We start from the raw sequence: 13,841 nt of genomic DNA, 5'->3' as shown, positions 1-13,841 counted from the left end.
GGTCCATCTCAACGCTTTCGGCGCGAGAGCGCCAGACCTGGGGAGCGCGGACGGTGTGGTGGAGGACTCTGGAAATCGAACCAGACAAGTCGCCCCGATAGGCGAGTCCCCCGTGAATCACTCCACCTTACAAGCTCGAGCGCTCGGCCGCGGTGTCCTCCGCCGTGTCGGCCAGCGCCCCCAGCAGCCGCAGCTTCTCGGCGTCGGCGTCCGTGGCGGCGTGGTAGAGCACCAGCACGATCCCGTCGGTGCCGGTGACCTGCAGCTTCTCGCGGTGCACCGCGAGCGGCCCGACCTGAGGATGCTGGAAGGCGAAAGTCGCGCCCTGGCGCTCACGCACGTCGTGCCGGCTCCACAGCCTCCGGAACACCGGGCTCGCGATCGACAGCTCGCCGACCAGCTCGACCACGCGCGCGTCGTCGGCGTCCGCGCCGACCGAGCGCCGGAAGCCCGCGATCAGCACGGCCGAGGCGGCCTCCCAGTCGGGGAAGAGCGCCTGCTCGGCCGGGTCGAGGAACACGTCACGCATCCGGTTGCGGCCGGGGACCAGCCGCGGCGAGAGCGCGGAGGCGAGGGCGTTGGCGGCCAGCACGTCGAGGTAGCGGCCCTCCACGAACGCCGGGAACGGAAGCTGCGGCACGAGGGCGGCCAGGCTCTCGGGAACGGTCTCGGGTCGCGGGCGTCGCGGCCGGCGCGGCGCCCGGTCGCTGTCGGGCAGCCCGAGCAGGTACGCGGTGGCCTCCTCGTCCAGTTGCAGCACGCGCGCGATCGAGCGCAGCACCTGCCCGGACGGGTTGCGGTCGCGGCCCTGCTCCAGCCGGAGGTAGTACTCGGCGCTGATGCCGGACAGCATCGCGACCTCCTCGCGGCGGAGACCGGCCACCCGGCGCGTGCCGAGCACGGGGATGCCGAGGCTCTCGGGCGCGACCAGCTCGCGGCGGGCGCGCAGGAACTCCCCCAGCAGGTTGCCCTGCCCCTCCGCCTCGACGTTCATGCGGTCCACGCTACGCGGGGACGGGACGGGCAGGGTGTCCCTCCCGCTACCAGTGTCGGCAGGGGGCTGGATGCTTCGGGCCGGTGGGGGAACCATCGAAAGGTCAGCACCAGACCTACCGAAAGGACCGAGCATGGCCGACCAGCGCATCCTCGTCACCGGCGGCTCCGGCTTCATCGCCGGCCACATCATCCTCCAGCTCCTCGGCAGCGGCCACGAGGTCCGCGCCACGATCCGCTCGCTCGACCGCGAGGACGCCGCGCGCGCCGCTCTGGCCGAGGCGGGGATGACGAACGGCGACGCGCTGCACTTCGTCGCGGCCGACCTCCTGGACGACGCCGGCTGGACCGAGGCGGTGGACGGCGTCGACGCGGTGCTGCACGTCGCCTCCCCCGTCCACCTGGGGCCGGTCGACGACGAGGACGACGTGATCGTGCCGGCACGGGAGGGCACGCTGCGGGTGCTGCGCGCCGCCAGGGATGCCGGGGTGCCGCGCGTCGTGCTGACCTCCGCCTTCCACGCGGTCGGGTTCGGTCATCCACCCCTCGACCGCGCGTTCACGGAGGCTGACTGGTCGCCGCTCGACGGCCCGGGGATGGACGCGTACGGGCGCAGCAAGGTGCTCGCCGAGCGCGCGGCGTGGGAGCTGCTCGACGGCGGCTCCACCGAGCTGGTCACGATGCTCCCGGTCGCGGTCGTCGGGCCGTTGATCGGAACGAACCTCTCGGGGGCGAACCACCTGGTGCGGCGCGTGCTCACGGGCAAGCTGCCTGCGTATCCGGACTTCGCCGTCCCGTTCGTGGACGTGCGCGATGTCGCCGCCGCGCACATCGCCGCGATCACCGCGGAGGGCGCGGCGGGCGAGCGCTTCCTGCTCGCGTCCCAGGAGGACGCGGTGCCGCTCGCGGAGGTCGGCGCGGTGCTTCGGGACGGGCTCGGCGAGCGCGCGGGCCGGGTGCCTCCGCCGACGGCGCTGCTTCCCGACGCGGCGGTGCGCGCCGCGGCCGAGGCGAACCCGGGGATGCGGCCGATGGCGGCCGAGCTCGGTTACCGGAAGAAGGTGTCGAGCGAGAAGGCGCGGCGCGTGCTCGGCTTCGTCCCGCGCCCGTGGGACGAAGCCGTCGTCGCTGCCGCCGAAAGCATGCTCACCCACGGCGTCGCCTGACGTCGAGGGGCACGTAAACGCCCCTAAGGCGCGGTTTTAGGGGCGTTTACGTGCCCCTCGGCGTTCATGGGTCGGCGAGGAGGGATGCGTAGAGGTGCTGCGTGGCGGGGCTGGGCGAGACACCGAGCTCGTCGCGCAGCAGCGCGCGCAGCTCGCCGTACACCGCCACCGCCGCCCCGACGTCGCCCTGCCGTTGGAGCGCCCGCATGAGCACCTGGTAGCCGGTCTCGCGTAGGGGTGCGACCGACACCAGGCGGCGCCCCGCGCGCACGGCGGCGGGAAGCTCCGTGCCGCCCATCTCCAGGCTCGCGAGCGCGTAGGCGTCCAGCGCCCGGACGAGGATGTCGGCGAGCGCGCGACGCTCCTCCTCGATCCAGCCGGCGTCCTCGCCGGGCAGGAACTCCCGCTGGGCCACCAGCATCGCGCCGATCGCCGGACCCCAGGCGGCCTCCCAATGCCCGAGCGCGACCTGCGACTCGGCGCGGTGGACGGCCTGCTCCGCCCACTCCACATCGACGTGGGCGTCCTCGCCCAGCTCCAGTCGCAGCGCCGCGCGTCCCTCCAGCGCGTCCGCGCCGAGCAGCCGCCTCAGCTTGGACACCAGGGGGTTCAGCCCTGCGCCGTGGACGGCGACCGCGCCGGGCCAGACCGCCTCGGCCAGCTCGTCGCGCGTGCACGGGCGGTGCCGGTTGAGCACGAGGTACGCGAACAGCAGCCGTCCCTGGCGGCCCGGGAGGCCCTCCTCCAGCCGCTCAGCGGCCACTTCGAGGTGCAATGTCCCGCAGAGCTGAACCCGGACCCCACCGGACGCCAACGTCATGCCAACATTCTGCCAACGGGCCGTGCGTAGAACTATGAGGGAGGACGAGATGACCAGGATCATCCGGTGCGAATGCGGCTACATCGCCCGCGGCGAGACCGACGCCGAGGTCGTCGACGACATCAGCGCCCACATGAGGTCCGACCATCCTGCCCTCTTCCAGGCAGTCGCGCGGGAGGACCTGCTCGGCTGGATCCAGTTGGAGTGAGCCGCAAGGAGGCCACCATGAGCTCCACCACCACTACCCGAGCCGATGCGCGCGAGCTGCGCGCCAGTGCTCCTCTCATCGGGCCGGACTGGCTCGAATCCCACCTCGCGGACCCCGGCGTCCGCGTCATCGAGGTGGACGTGAACGCCGCCGCCTACACCTCGGGCCACCTCCCCGGCGCCGTGCTCTGGAACCCGTACGCCGACCTCAAGGGCCCGGACTACCGTCCGGTCGCCGACGATGCGATCCGCGCACTCTTCGAGCGTTCCGGCATCACGCCGGACACGACCGTCGTCTTCTACGGCTACGCCCCGTCGCTCGGGTTCTGGCTGATGACGCTCTACCGGCACGCGGACGTGCGCATCCTCGACACCTCCCGCGCGGTCTGGCAGGAGGACGGGCGGCCGTGGACGACCGAGACGCCCGAGGTGCCGCCGTCCCGCTATCCACTGCCCGAACCGGACGACACGATCCGGGCCTCCGCCGCCGACGTGCGCGCGGCGATCGGCCGCCCGGGCACCACGATCGTGGACGCCCGGAGCGCCGCCGAGTACACCGGCGAGCGCTTCTGGCCGTCCGGGACGCCGGAGCCGGGAGGCCGCGCGGGCCGCATCCCGTCGGCGGTGAACGTAGACGCGGCGGGCGTGTTCGACGAGCGCGGCCGGTTCCGCGACCGCGACACCCTGGCGGCGATGTTCGCCGGGGTCGACCCCGATGTGGCCGTCATCACCTACTGCACGATCGGCAACCGCGGCTCGGCGGACTGGTTCGCGCTGCGTTACCTGCTCGGGCACGCGAACGTGCGGGTGTACGACGGGTCGTGGGCGGAGTGGGGGCACGACTCGGACACGCCGATCGAGTGAGGCGGCGTCACTGACCGTCCTTCCGGATCCACCGGAAGGACAGTCGGCACGCGATCAGCCCCGCCACCAGCCAGATCAGCAGCACCACCGCTATCCAGCCGAGCTGCCAGCTCCCGCTGGGCTCGGCGGCCTCGAAGCTCGCCGGGAGGAACACGCTCCGCATGCCCTGCGCGATCCACTTGAGCGGGAACAGGCTGGCGATGTTCTGCAGCCAGGTCGGCAGCAGGTTGAAGGCCAGGTAGACGCCCGAGATGAACTGCAGCACCAGCACGATCGGGATGATGACCGCTGTCGCGCTCTTGCCCGTGCGCGGCACCGCGGAGAGCGCGATGCCCAGCACGGCGGACGTGACGATGCCGAGCAGGTAGATCCACGCGAAGCGCAGCCAGGCCTGCGGGTCGGTCGGCAGCGCCACCCCGAACAGCACCCGGGCGACGAACAGCAGCAGCCCGATCTGCAGGATGCTCGTCGCGATGACCTGGCCCATCTTGCCCAGGAAGTACGAGACGACCGGCAGCGGGGTGCCGCCCAGGCGCTTCAGCGTCCCGTCGCTCTTCTCCACGGCGATGTCGACGGCGAGGTTCTGCACGCCGCTGAGGAGGATGCCGGCGGCGATCATCCCCGGCAGGTAGTAGGCGGCCTGCGTGATGCCGCCGCTGCCGTCGGGGGCGGCGCCGACCTTGCCGAGGCCCTGGAACGCGACGGAGAAGATCCCGAGCATGACCACCGGGAACAGGAACGTGAAGAAGATGGTGTCCGCCTGGCGGAAGTACACGAGCACCTCGTAGCGGATGCGGGACCAGCCCAGCGCGACCGAGGTCATGCGGCCACCTCCGTACCGGCCCGCTCGTCCGCATCCTTCACCAGCGCGAGGTAGATGTCCTCCAGGCTCGGGCGGATGACCTCCAGGTCGCGGGGCTCCCCACCGGCCTCGGCGGCGAGCCGGGCGACCAGGGCGCCGGGCGCGTCGGTGCGTTCCTCATGCGGCGCGCCGGTGGGGTCCCGCCAACGGACGATCGGGACCTTCGCGGCCGCCCCGCCGATCGCGTCCACCGCGCCGATGTCGAGCAGCGCACCGTGCGCGATCACGGCGGCCCGGTCGCTGAGCTGCGCGGCCTCGTCCAGATAGTGGGTGGTGAGCAGGATGGTGGTGCCCTCGCGTTTCAGCGTGCGCACCAGCTCCCAGAACTGCCGTCGGGCCTCCGGGTCGAATCCAGTGGTCGGCTCGTCGAGGAAGAGCAGCTCCGGGCGCCCGATCACGCCGAGCGCGACATCCAGCCGCCTGCGCTGGCCTCCCGACAGGTTGCGGATGCGGACCTTCGCCTTCTCCTCCAGGCCGACGGCGGCGATGACCTCCTCGACGTCGCGGCTGCGCGGGTAGTAGCGCGCGAACTGCGTGAGCTGCTCGCGCACGGTCACGTTCGCCGCCTCGGCGCCGGACTGCAGCACGATCCCGAGCCGCGCCTTCCACGCGGTGCCCGCCTTGCCCGGGTCGGCCCCGAGCACGCTCGCCTCGCCGCCCGACCGGTCGCGGTAGCCCTCCAGGATCTCGATGGTCGTGCTCTTCCCTGCGCCGTTCGGCCCGAGCAGCGCGAAGGTCTCGCCGTCGGCGATCTCGAAGTCGACACCGCGCAAGGCCTCGAACGACCCGTACGACTTGCGGAGGCCGCGCACGACCACGGCGGGAGGACGCACACTCATGCGCCCATCATGCCGCTCCTCTCCTCCGCCCGCAGCAGTCCTCTGCCGAAGGGCACGTAAACGCCCCTAAAACGCACTTTTAGGGGCGTTTACGTGCCTCTCGGCGGAGGGTGGGCATCGACTTTCTGCGCGTACCGGATCACACTTGCGCATAACGCCGACCTCCCCGGCACCGTGGCGGTGCGGAGCCGGGTGACCGAGCGGCGGGGACGAGTGTTTCGGGACCTCGTCCCCGCTCCACCCTCGGTGCGGGGGGACGGCCGGCCTCCGCTCACGAGCGCTGCCTGACCCGGTCGGAGGAGAGCGCGCGCTCGACCGCCGCTGCCGGGATGCGCTCGGCGGCCCGACCGGGACGGTCCACGCGCACGGGCACGCCCCGGCGCGCACCCAGCTGCAGCGCGAGCACCTCGGCGAGGTGCAGCGGCCGCTGATCCGGGCCGAGCGTGTCGCCGAGCTGCTCCACTTGCGTGCGGCAGCTGAACCCGTCGGCGATCACGCGCGCGTCGGGGCCCGTCTCCCGGAGGGCCGGCAGCAGCGCGTGCTCCGCGGCCGCCGCCGACACGTCCAGGTGGCCCGCCTCGAAGCCGAAGTTCCCCGCGAGGCCGCAGCAGCCCTCCACGGTGGCGGTCTCGATGCCGGCCGCGTCGAGGACGGCCTGGTCCGCCCCGAAGCCGCCGACCGCGTGCTGGTGGCAGTGCGGCTGCACGACCGCGCGGCCGCCGACATGCGGGGGCGACCACTCAGGCGTCCGCTGCAGCAGCTCGGCGAAGGAGGTCGCCCGCTCGGCGACGAGGGCGACGTTCGGGTCGTCCGGGAGCAGTTCCGGCGCGTCCGAGCGGAACACCGCGAGGCAGCTCGGCTCCAGCCCGACCAGCGGGACGTCGTCGCCCAGCGCCGCGGCGAGCGCCGCCGCCGTGTGTGCGAGCATCCTCCCGGCCGTCGCGAGCTGCCCGGTCGAGATCCAGGTCAGCCCGCAGCAGAGGTGCCCCGGAGGCAGGACGACGCGGTAGCCGGCGTCCTCCAGCACGGTGACCGCCGCGCGCCCGATCGACGGATGGAAGTTGTCGGTGAAGGTGTCCGGCCAGATCATCACGTCACCGAGCGGCGCGGGAGGCGCGGGCGGCCGGGCGGCGAACCAGTCGGTGAAGCGCTGCGGCGCGAACCGCGGCACGGGACGGTCTGGCTCCACGCCGCCGAGACGCTTCGCGACGCGCGCGACGCCCGGGAGACGGGCGAGCCGGTTCACGAGGGACGGCGCGACCCTCGCCAGCCGCGCCCAGACCGGCAGCCAGCCCATCGTGTAGTGGGCGGCCGGGCGCAGCCTCCCCGCGTAGTGGTGCGACAGGAACTCGGCCTTGTAGGTCGCCATGTCGACGTTCACCGGGCAGTCGGTCTTGCAGCCCTTGCACGACAGGCACAGGTCGAGCGCGTCCCGCACCTCGGTGGAGCGCCAGCCGTCGGCGATCGGGCTCTCCCGGTACTGCCCCTCCAGCATCTCGAAGAGCAGCCGCGACCGGCCGCGGGTGGAGTGCTCCTCCTCGTTCGTGGCGCGGAACGACGGACACATGACGTTGCCGCTGTGGCTGCGGCAGTTGCCGACGCCCACGCAGCGCAGGGCCGCGCGGTCGAACTGCCCGCGGTCCTTCGGATACGAGAAGTGCAGCTCGACGTCGACCTTCGGGCCGTAGCCGGCGCCGAGCCGGAGGTTCTCGGTGGGCAGGTACGGGTGCACGACTTTGCCGGGGTTCATCCGGTCGTGCGGGTCGAACAGCGCCTTGAACCGCTCGAACAGCCGGACGACCTCCTCGCCGAACATGATCGGCAGGAGTGCGCCGCGCGCCTGGCCGTCGCCGTGCTCGCCGGAGAGCGACCCGCCGTACTGTGCGACCAGCTCGGCGCCGCGGCCGATGAACGCGCGGTAGTGCGCGATCCCCTCCTCGGTGACCAGGTCGAACGGGATGCGGCAGTGCACGCAGCCCTGCCCGAAGTGGCCGTAGCGGGAGACGTTCTCGTAGCCGAACTCGTGGAGGAGCCGGCCGAAGTCGCGCAGGTAGTCGCCCAGTCGCTCCGGCGGGACGGCGGCGTCCTCCCAGCCCTCCCAGGTGTCGGGCCGGCCGGGCATCCACGCGGTGGCGCCGAGGCCGGCCTCGCGCACCTCCAGGATCTCCTTCTGCTGCGCGGGATCGTCGAAGACGCGGTCGTCCGGGACGACGTCCCGCTCGCGCAGCGCGGCGACCGCCCGCTGCGCCTTCGCGTCGGACTCCGCCTTGCTGTCGCCGCCGAACTCGCACACCAGCCAGCCGTCGCCGTTGGGGAGCAGGTTCAGCGCCTCTATGTTCTGCCGCTTGGTCTTCTGGTCGTTCACCAGCACGCTGTCGATGCCCTCGATGGTCAGCGGGTCGTGCCCGGCGATCGTCGGGGCGGCGTCGGCGGCGTCCTCGATGCTCGGGAAGCCGAGCACCAGGAAGGTGCGCGCCGGCGGCAGCGGCACCAGGTCGAGCTCGGCGTGCAGCACCGTGACCAGGGTGGACTCCGAGCCGACAAGGGCCCGGCCCACGTCGAAGCCCGCCTCCGGCAGCAACGAGTCGAGGTTGTAGCCGGAGACCCGGCGCGGGATGCGCGGGTAGCGCTCGCGGATCAGGTCGCCGTCCTCCTCGGCGAGGTCGCGCATCGCGGTGTAGAGCTCGGCGACCCGGCCGCCTTCGAGCTGGATGCGCTCGAACTCCTCCGTCGAGGTCGGCCCCGCCCAGAAACGGTCGCCCTCGTAGGTCAGCACCTCCAGCCGGCGCACGTTGTCGTCCGTCTTGCCGTAGGCCTGCGCGCTGGAGCCGCACGAGTTGTTGCCGATCATCCCGCCGAGCGTGCAGTGCGAGTGCGTCGCCGGCTTCGGGCCGAACTGGAGGCCGTGCGGGGCGAGCACCGCGTTGAGGTCGTCGAGCACGATGCCAGGCTCGACCACGGCCACACGCGCGTCGGTGTCGAGTGAGATCACGCGGTTGCAGTACTTGCTCCAGTCGATGACGACGCCGTGGTTGGTGCACTCGCCGGCGAGACTCGTGCCGCCGCCGCGGCTGAAGACGGGGGCGGCGAACTCGCGGCAGACGGCGATGGCCTCCACCGCGGCCTCCACGGTGCGCGGGATGACGACGCCGATCGGCACCTGCCGGTAATTGGAGGCGTCGGTCGAGTAGGCGGCGCGGCTGCCGTCGTCGAAGCGCACCTCCCCGTCGACCCGGTCGGCGAGCGCGCCGGCCAGCGCGCGGACGTCGATCCCGCCGGAGGTGATGGTGCTCGACATCATGCTGCCCTTCCTGTCGTCCGACGCCTCATATCGGATGGAATGCCCTGAGGGCGCCGAGCGCAAGAGGGAGAACGGATTCGCCAGGCGGCGAAGCGTCCAGAGGTTGGTCAGGAGGCCCTCAGCGGGCGCAAAGCGCGCGCTCCTAGGGTGAGGGTCCGGGTGGGAGGTCCACGCGAGGCGAGCGGACGGGAGGAGCGGGATGCGCAAAGCTGTCGTCGCCCTCCTCGTGGCCACCCTCGTCGTCGCCGGCGGCCTGTTCGCGGCCTCCCGGCTCGTGTCCGTTCCCGCGATCGTCGCCGCCCCGCCCCCGCCCTGCGCCGACGCCACGGCGACCACGGTGGCCGGCCGTGCGGTGCCGAAGGGGCCGGTCGCCGGGTTCTGCGCGCCGGAGCTCGCGATGGCCGCGACGATCCTCCAAGCCGCCCGCGACCAGGGCGTCGGGCAGTACGGCGAGACCATCGGGGTGATGACCGCGATCGGCGAGTCCGGCCTCCGCAACCTCGACTACGGCGACGCGGCCGGCCCCGACAGCCGCGGGCTCTTCCAGCAGCGCGACAACGGTGCGTGGGGCACCCTCGCCGACCGGATGGACCCCTACACGGCGGCGACGAACTTCTTCCGCAAGCTGGCGCGCCTCCCCGGCTGGCAGTCGATGACTCCCACGGAGGCCGCGCACGCGGTGCAGGTGAACGCCGACCCCGGTTACTACGCGCAATACTGGGGCGACGCGCAGACGATCGTCGGCGCGCTCGGCGGCTGAGCGGGACTCAGCCGATGAACGGGGCTCAGCGGATGTAGGAGGAGTCCGGACCGGTCTCCCCTGAGCTCTCCAGCGGCGGGTCGCGCAGCTCGCTGAGCTCGGCGACGGCGCTCTCGATCGCGTCGAGCGCGAGCCGCAGCGCCTCGACCCAGGCGGCGGGGGCAGCGCTCTGCGCAGTCGCGGCCGACGCGAGGCTCGCGCGCGCCCGCCGGATGGCGTCCTCGGCGGTCTCCAGATTGTCCATGCCGCCATCGTCCCACCGTCGTGGGCGGTGCGGGCAGCTGAGAGTCCTGACAGACGAGCCGTCCGACGCCCCGCCCGCGTTCACCTGCGCTTCGCGCCTCCCGCCTGGGATGCCGCCACCGACACGCCCGAGACCGCGCGCCGCTGTAACCCCGCATTCATACACCGTTTGGTTGACCCCACAACGAGGGGCACACCAGTGTCTTCTCTGTGACCTCGCTATGAGGTCCCTCGCCTTCTCACCCCTCCACATCGGGAAAGGTCTCGCCCCATGCCTCGCAACACCCCCCGGCGCCAGAAATCCGGCAGGCGCCGTTTCTCGTCCCTCACGCCGCGGCAGCGCGTCCTCGCGGTCACCGCAGCGACCTGCGCGCTCGTCGTCCTCAGCGGCGGCATCGCCACCGCCTCCACCCTCGCCTTCGGGAACCAGCAGGTCGGCGTGAACTACGCCGGCGGCGAGCAGATCTCGTCCGACCAGGTGATCAAGCCGGCCGGAACGCGCCTGATGACGCCGTTCGGCAAGCTCATGGGCTCGACCGTCAGCCCCGACGGCCGCTTCCTCGTCGGCACCAGCGCCGACCGCTCCGTCGACCTCCAGGTCTTCGACCTCAACGGCTACAAGCCGGTCGCGGCGGCGGGCACGCTCTCCGCGACCGCGTTCGCGACCGCGGCCTCCAACGCCGGCTACGGCTCGATGAAGTACCTCAAGATCTCGGACGGCACCGTCGGCCAGGAGGGCCCCGTGTTCTCGCCCGACGGCAAGTTCCTGTTCGCGCCGGTCGCGACGGGCATCGTGCGGTACCCGTTCAATGCGGACGGCTCGCTCGGTGCCGGCACCACGATCGCCATCCCGAACTCCGCCGCCGGCCAGGAGGCGCTGACCGCCGGGATGACCTTCTCGCCCGACGGCTCGACCCTCTACGCCGCGGTCAACGGCCAGAACACGGTCGTCGCGATCGACCCCGCCACCGGCACGATCAAGCAGACCGTCGCCGTCGGCATCGCTCCGCGCCAGCTGACGTTCGTCGGGGCCAAGCTCTACGTCTCCAACGAGGGCGGCCGTTTCGCGCTCCCCGGCGAGACCACGATGGGGTCGTACGGCACGCAGGTCCCCGCCGACACCACGCTCGGCACGTCGACGACCGGCACGGTCAGCGTCATCGACACGGCGAACCCGTCGGCCGCGGTCGGGTCCATCCCGGTCCAGCTCCACCCGACGGCGATGCACCTCAGCGGCACGACGCTGTACGTCGCCAACACGAACAGCGACACCGTCTCGGTGATCGACACACGCTCCGGCGCCGTCGTCCAGACGATCGCGACCCAGCCGTGGGCGTCGTCGAAGACCGGCTACCAGCCGACCGCCGTCACCCTGCAGGGCGACCACCTGCTGGTGTCGCTCGGCAACGCCAACGCAATCGCCGTCTACAAGGTCAACCCGGCCGACCCGCGCGACCCCGCGAGCCTCATCGGGCTCCTGCCGACCGACTACTACCCCGAGAACGTCGCGGCGGTGAACGGCTCGATCGTCGTCACGAACACGCGCGGCATCGACGCGCGAGGACCGGGGATCACCGTCAACAAGGGAGCGGGCGTCCCGGTGGTCACCGGGCACGGCACGCACTCGACCACGGCGTCGCTCACCAAGTTCACGCTCCCGAGCGACCAGGAGATCCGTAAGGCGACGGCTCAGGTCTTCGCGCAGAACGGCTGGACCGAGAACTCCCTCAAGCAGGCCCAGGGCGACCAGAGCGACAACGCGTCGGTGGCCATCCCGAAGCGCCTGGGAGACCCCTCCGCGATCAAGCACGTCTTCCTCGTCGTCAAGGAGAACCGCGGCTACGACCAGCTCTACGGCGACATGAAGCAGGGCAACGGCGACCCCTCGCTGACCCAGTTCGGTCAGACGGTGACGCCGAACCAGCACGCCCTCGCCTCCCAGTTCGGCCTGTACGACAACACGTACGACATCGGGACGAACTCGGCCGAAGGCCACAACTGGCTCATGCAGGGCGACAACACCGCCTACACGCAGACCAGTGCCGGTGAGTACACCCGCTCCTACGACACGGAAGAGGATGTGCTGGGCCACCAGCGCAGCGGCTTCCTCTGGAACTCGGTGCAGTCCGCCGGGAAGAGCGCGAAGAACTTCGGCGAGTTCGAGTACGGCGAGGGCAAGCCGGCCGGCGCGACCTGGCAGCAGTACTACTGCGCCGCCACCAGCACCATGGGCGGCGGTTCGCCCGCGCAGCTCTTCGACCCGTCCATCAAGTGGAACGCGGGCTCGGTCATCCCGTCGCTGAACGCGATCTCCGACCCGAACGCGGCGCCGTTCGACCTCGCGGTGCCCGACATCTACCGGTACGAGACCTGGAAGCAGGACTTCGAGAAGAACGGGCCGTCCAACTTCAACATGGTCTGGCTCTCGAGCGACCACACCGGAGGCACCGCCGACCCGAAGGCGATGGTCGCCGACAACGACCTCGCTCTCGGCAAGATCGTCGACGAGATCTCGCACTCGCCGTACTGGAAGGACTCGGCGATCTTCGTCGCGGAGGACGACAGCCAGGACTCGGCCGACCACGTCGACGGCCACCGCGCGCCCATCCAGGTCATCAGCCCGTACGCCGCGCACGGCAAGACGGTGAGCACCTACTACTCGCAGATCAGCATGGTCCGCACGATCGAGCAGATCCTGGGCGCCCAGCCGCTGAACCAGAAGATCGCCGCGGCGACCCCGATGGTGGACGCGTTCCAGAACAAGCCGGACCTGACGCCGTACACCGCGGTCCCCAACCAGGTCCCGCTGACCGAAGGCGTGGCGACCAAGCCCGCCTGCGGCTACGACACCCTCGGCCAGACCGGAGCCGCGGCCGCCGCGGTGAACGCCCAGGCCGAGAAGGACGCCGCTGTGCCCGCATCCGAGAAGTCCGTCGCTGCCGAGTGGCAGAAGTGGGCAGGAAAGCAGCACTTCACCGGAACGGCCGGCCACCCGGCCATCCCGGACTACGACAACCCGCTGCTGATGAACCGCTACACCTGGTACCAGACCAAGCACTGGACGTCGCCCTACCCGGGTGACGCGAAGATCTACGGTCCGGACGACGTGCCGGGGATCGCCCCCGGGTCGATCAACCACGACGACCAGTAGCCGTCGGACCTCGGACGCCCCTGCCCTTCGTGGGCGGGGGCGTTCGCGTTCGTGTGGTTACGGGTTCTCGTAGCTGCCGTCGAGCCGGGCGCGGGCGATGACGTGACCGCTCATCGCGCGCACGACGTCCTCCAGCCCGAACGAGGCGGGGAGGTCGAGCCGGCGGTCCACCGCGAAGAGCTGGAAGACATAGGCGTGCGGCCCGTGCGACGGCACCGGCATCGGGCCATGCCAGCCACGGGAGCCGAGGGACCCCCGGCCGTAGGCGATCCCTGGCGCCGCGCCCTTCCGCGCCAGCCCGCCCTCCGGCAGCGCGCCGAGCGTCGGGTCGATGCCGCGCGCGATCGTGTGGAGGGCGGGCTCGGCGCGCGGCGCGTCCGGGTCCTCCACGATGAGCACCAGCTCCTCGGCCGCGACAGGCGGCGCCGTCCACTCGAGCGCCGGGGACAGGTCCTGCCCGAACAGCCTCCCGCGATACTGCGCAGGAATGGGCGCCCCGTCGGCGAACGCCGGGCTGGTCAGCACGAACGACTCAGGAGCCTGCAGCCCGTCCCGCAGCCAGACGACCTTGTCGTGCCCGGCACGCCGATCGCGCAGCGCCCGTCCGATGGGGTTCGGCATGGTGGGGCCTTTCG

At 71.8% G+C, this 13,841-nt stretch carries 12 protein-coding genes; 5 read left to right on the top strand and 7 right to left on the bottom strand.

Going from position 1 to position 13,841, the window contains the following annotated elements:
* Positions 1-127 precede the first annotated feature (127 nt).
* Positions 128-994 carry a helix-turn-helix domain-containing protein gene (locus ACFRFH_RS08015; RefSeq protein WP_382462453.1) on the bottom strand — a complete coding sequence of 289 codons (867 nt, stop codon included), beginning with the start codon at positions 992-994 and terminating at the stop codon, positions 128-130.
* A gap of 133 nt (positions 995-1,127) precedes the next feature.
* Here ACFRFH_RS08015 and ACFRFH_RS08010 point away from each other — a divergent pair, with 133 nt between their 5' ends.
* On the top strand, positions 1,128-2,159 hold the full coding sequence (locus ACFRFH_RS08010; protein WP_382462452.1) for an NAD-dependent epimerase/dehydratase family protein: 1,032 nt from the start codon (positions 1,128-1,130) through the stop codon (positions 2,157-2,159).
* Between the two features lie 64 nt (positions 2,160-2,223).
* Here ACFRFH_RS08010 and ACFRFH_RS08005 read toward each other — a convergent pair whose 3' ends face one another.
* Positions 2,224-2,979, bottom strand: coding sequence for a BTAD domain-containing putative transcriptional regulator (locus ACFRFH_RS08005; RefSeq protein WP_382462451.1), 756 nt, complete (start codon positions 2,977-2,979; stop codon positions 2,224-2,226).
* Positions 2,980-3,028: 49 nt separating this feature from the next.
* Here ACFRFH_RS08005 and ACFRFH_RS08000 point away from each other — a divergent pair, with 49 nt between their 5' ends.
* Positions 3,029-3,187, top strand: coding sequence for a DUF1059 domain-containing protein (locus ACFRFH_RS08000; RefSeq protein ID WP_185275210.1), 159 nt, complete (start codon positions 3,029-3,031; stop codon positions 3,185-3,187).
* 17 nt (positions 3,188-3,204) lie between these two features.
* Positions 3,205-4,050, top strand: a complete 846-nt coding sequence (locus ACFRFH_RS07995; RefSeq protein ID WP_382462450.1) for a sulfurtransferase — start codon at positions 3,205-3,207, stop codon at positions 4,048-4,050.
* 7 nt (positions 4,051-4,057) lie between these two features.
* Here ACFRFH_RS07995 and ACFRFH_RS07990 read toward each other — a convergent pair whose 3' ends face one another.
* The 3 genes from ACFRFH_RS07990 to ACFRFH_RS07980 all read right to left on the bottom strand — a co-directional run bounded on the left by ACFRFH_RS07990 (position 4,058) and on the right by ACFRFH_RS07980 (position 9,052).
* Positions 4,058-4,873, bottom strand: coding sequence for an ABC transporter permease (locus ACFRFH_RS07990; RefSeq protein WP_382462449.1), 816 nt, complete (start codon positions 4,871-4,873; stop codon positions 4,058-4,060).
* A complete protein-coding gene (locus tag ACFRFH_RS07985; protein ID WP_382462448.1) occupies positions 4,870-5,751 on the bottom strand; it encodes an ABC transporter ATP-binding protein in 882 nt (293 codons plus the stop codon). The genes ACFRFH_RS07990 and ACFRFH_RS07985 overlap by 4 nt, the downstream gene beginning before the upstream one ends.
* A gap of 271 nt (positions 5,752-6,022) precedes the next feature.
* The gene (locus tag ACFRFH_RS07980) at positions 6,023-9,052 is read right to left on the bottom strand and encodes an FAD-binding and (Fe-S)-binding domain-containing protein (RefSeq protein WP_382462447.1); all 3,030 of its coding nucleotides are present in this window, start codon (positions 9,050-9,052) and stop codon (positions 6,023-6,025) included.
* 199 nt (positions 9,053-9,251) lie between these two features.
* Here ACFRFH_RS07980 and ACFRFH_RS07975 point away from each other — a divergent pair, with 199 nt between their 5' ends.
* Positions 9,252-9,812, top strand: a complete 561-nt coding sequence (locus ACFRFH_RS07975) for a hypothetical protein (protein WP_382462446.1) — start codon at positions 9,252-9,254, stop codon at positions 9,810-9,812.
* Positions 9,813-9,837: 25 nt separating this feature from the next.
* On the opposite strand, the gene ACFRFH_RS07970 is transcribed toward ACFRFH_RS07975, so the two are convergent.
* Positions 9,838-10,056, bottom strand: a complete 219-nt coding sequence (locus ACFRFH_RS07970; RefSeq protein ID WP_382462445.1) for a hypothetical protein — start codon at positions 10,054-10,056, stop codon at positions 9,838-9,840.
* Between the two features lie 270 nt (positions 10,057-10,326).
* On the opposite strand from ACFRFH_RS07970, the gene ACFRFH_RS07965 reads away from it, so the two are divergent.
* Entirely contained in the window at positions 10,327-13,206 is a 2,880-nt protein-coding gene (locus ACFRFH_RS07965; protein ID WP_382462444.1) for an alkaline phosphatase family protein, read from the top strand.
* A 57-nt stretch (positions 13,207-13,263) separates the two neighbouring features.
* Here the strand turns inward: ACFRFH_RS07965 and ACFRFH_RS07960 are convergent, their stop codons facing one another.
* The gene (locus ACFRFH_RS07960; protein WP_382462443.1) at positions 13,264-13,827 is read right to left on the bottom strand and encodes a YbhB/YbcL family Raf kinase inhibitor-like protein; all 564 of its coding nucleotides are present in this window, start codon (positions 13,825-13,827) and stop codon (positions 13,264-13,266) included.
* Between the last annotated feature and the right edge of the window lie 14 nt (positions 13,828-13,841).

The sequence above is a fragment of the Leifsonia sp. NPDC056824 genome, from assembly GCF_042789575.1.
Lineage (GTDB): Bacteria > Actinomycetota > Actinomycetes > Actinomycetales > Microbacteriaceae > Leifsonia.
This window is presented reverse-complemented; position numbering and strand designations above follow the sequence as displayed.

Excerpts from the sequence above, each read along its gene's own strand:
- ACFRFH_RS08015 (WP_382462453.1), bottom strand. The coding sequence starts at position 994 with ATGAACGTCGAGGCGGAGGGGCAGGGCAACCTGCTGGGGGAGTTCCTG.
- ACFRFH_RS08010 (WP_382462452.1), top strand. The coding sequence starts at position 1,128 with ATGGCCGACCAGCGCATCCTCGTCACCGGCGGCTCCGGCTTCATCGCC.
- ACFRFH_RS08005 (WP_382462451.1), bottom strand. The coding sequence starts at position 2,979 with ATGACGTTGGCGTCCGGTGGGGTCCGGGTTCAGCTCTGCGGGACATTG.
- ACFRFH_RS08000 (WP_185275210.1), top strand. The coding sequence starts at position 3,029 with ATGACCAGGATCATCCGGTGCGAATGCGGCTACATCGCCCGCGGCGAG.
- ACFRFH_RS07995 (WP_382462450.1), top strand. The coding sequence starts at position 3,205 with ATGAGCTCCACCACCACTACCCGAGCCGATGCGCGCGAGCTGCGCGCC.
- ACFRFH_RS07990 (WP_382462449.1), bottom strand. The coding sequence starts at position 4,873 with ATGACCTCGGTCGCGCTGGGCTGGTCCCGCATCCGCTACGAGGTGCTC.
- ACFRFH_RS07985 (WP_382462448.1), bottom strand. The coding sequence starts at position 5,751 with ATGAGTGTGCGTCCTCCCGCCGTGGTCGTGCGCGGCCTCCGCAAGTCG.
- ACFRFH_RS07980 (WP_382462447.1), bottom strand. The coding sequence starts at position 9,052 with ATGATGTCGAGCACCATCACCTCCGGCGGGATCGACGTCCGCGCGCTG.
- ACFRFH_RS07975 (WP_382462446.1), top strand. The coding sequence starts at position 9,252 with ATGCGCAAAGCTGTCGTCGCCCTCCTCGTGGCCACCCTCGTCGTCGCC.
- ACFRFH_RS07970 (WP_382462445.1), bottom strand. The coding sequence starts at position 10,056 with ATGGACAATCTGGAGACCGCCGAGGACGCCATCCGGCGGGCGCGCGCG.
- ACFRFH_RS07965 (WP_382462444.1), top strand. The coding sequence starts at position 10,327 with ATGCCTCGCAACACCCCCCGGCGCCAGAAATCCGGCAGGCGCCGTTTC.
- ACFRFH_RS07960 (WP_382462443.1), bottom strand. The coding sequence starts at position 13,827 with ATGCCGAACCCCATCGGACGGGCGCTGCGCGATCGGCGTGCCGGGCAC.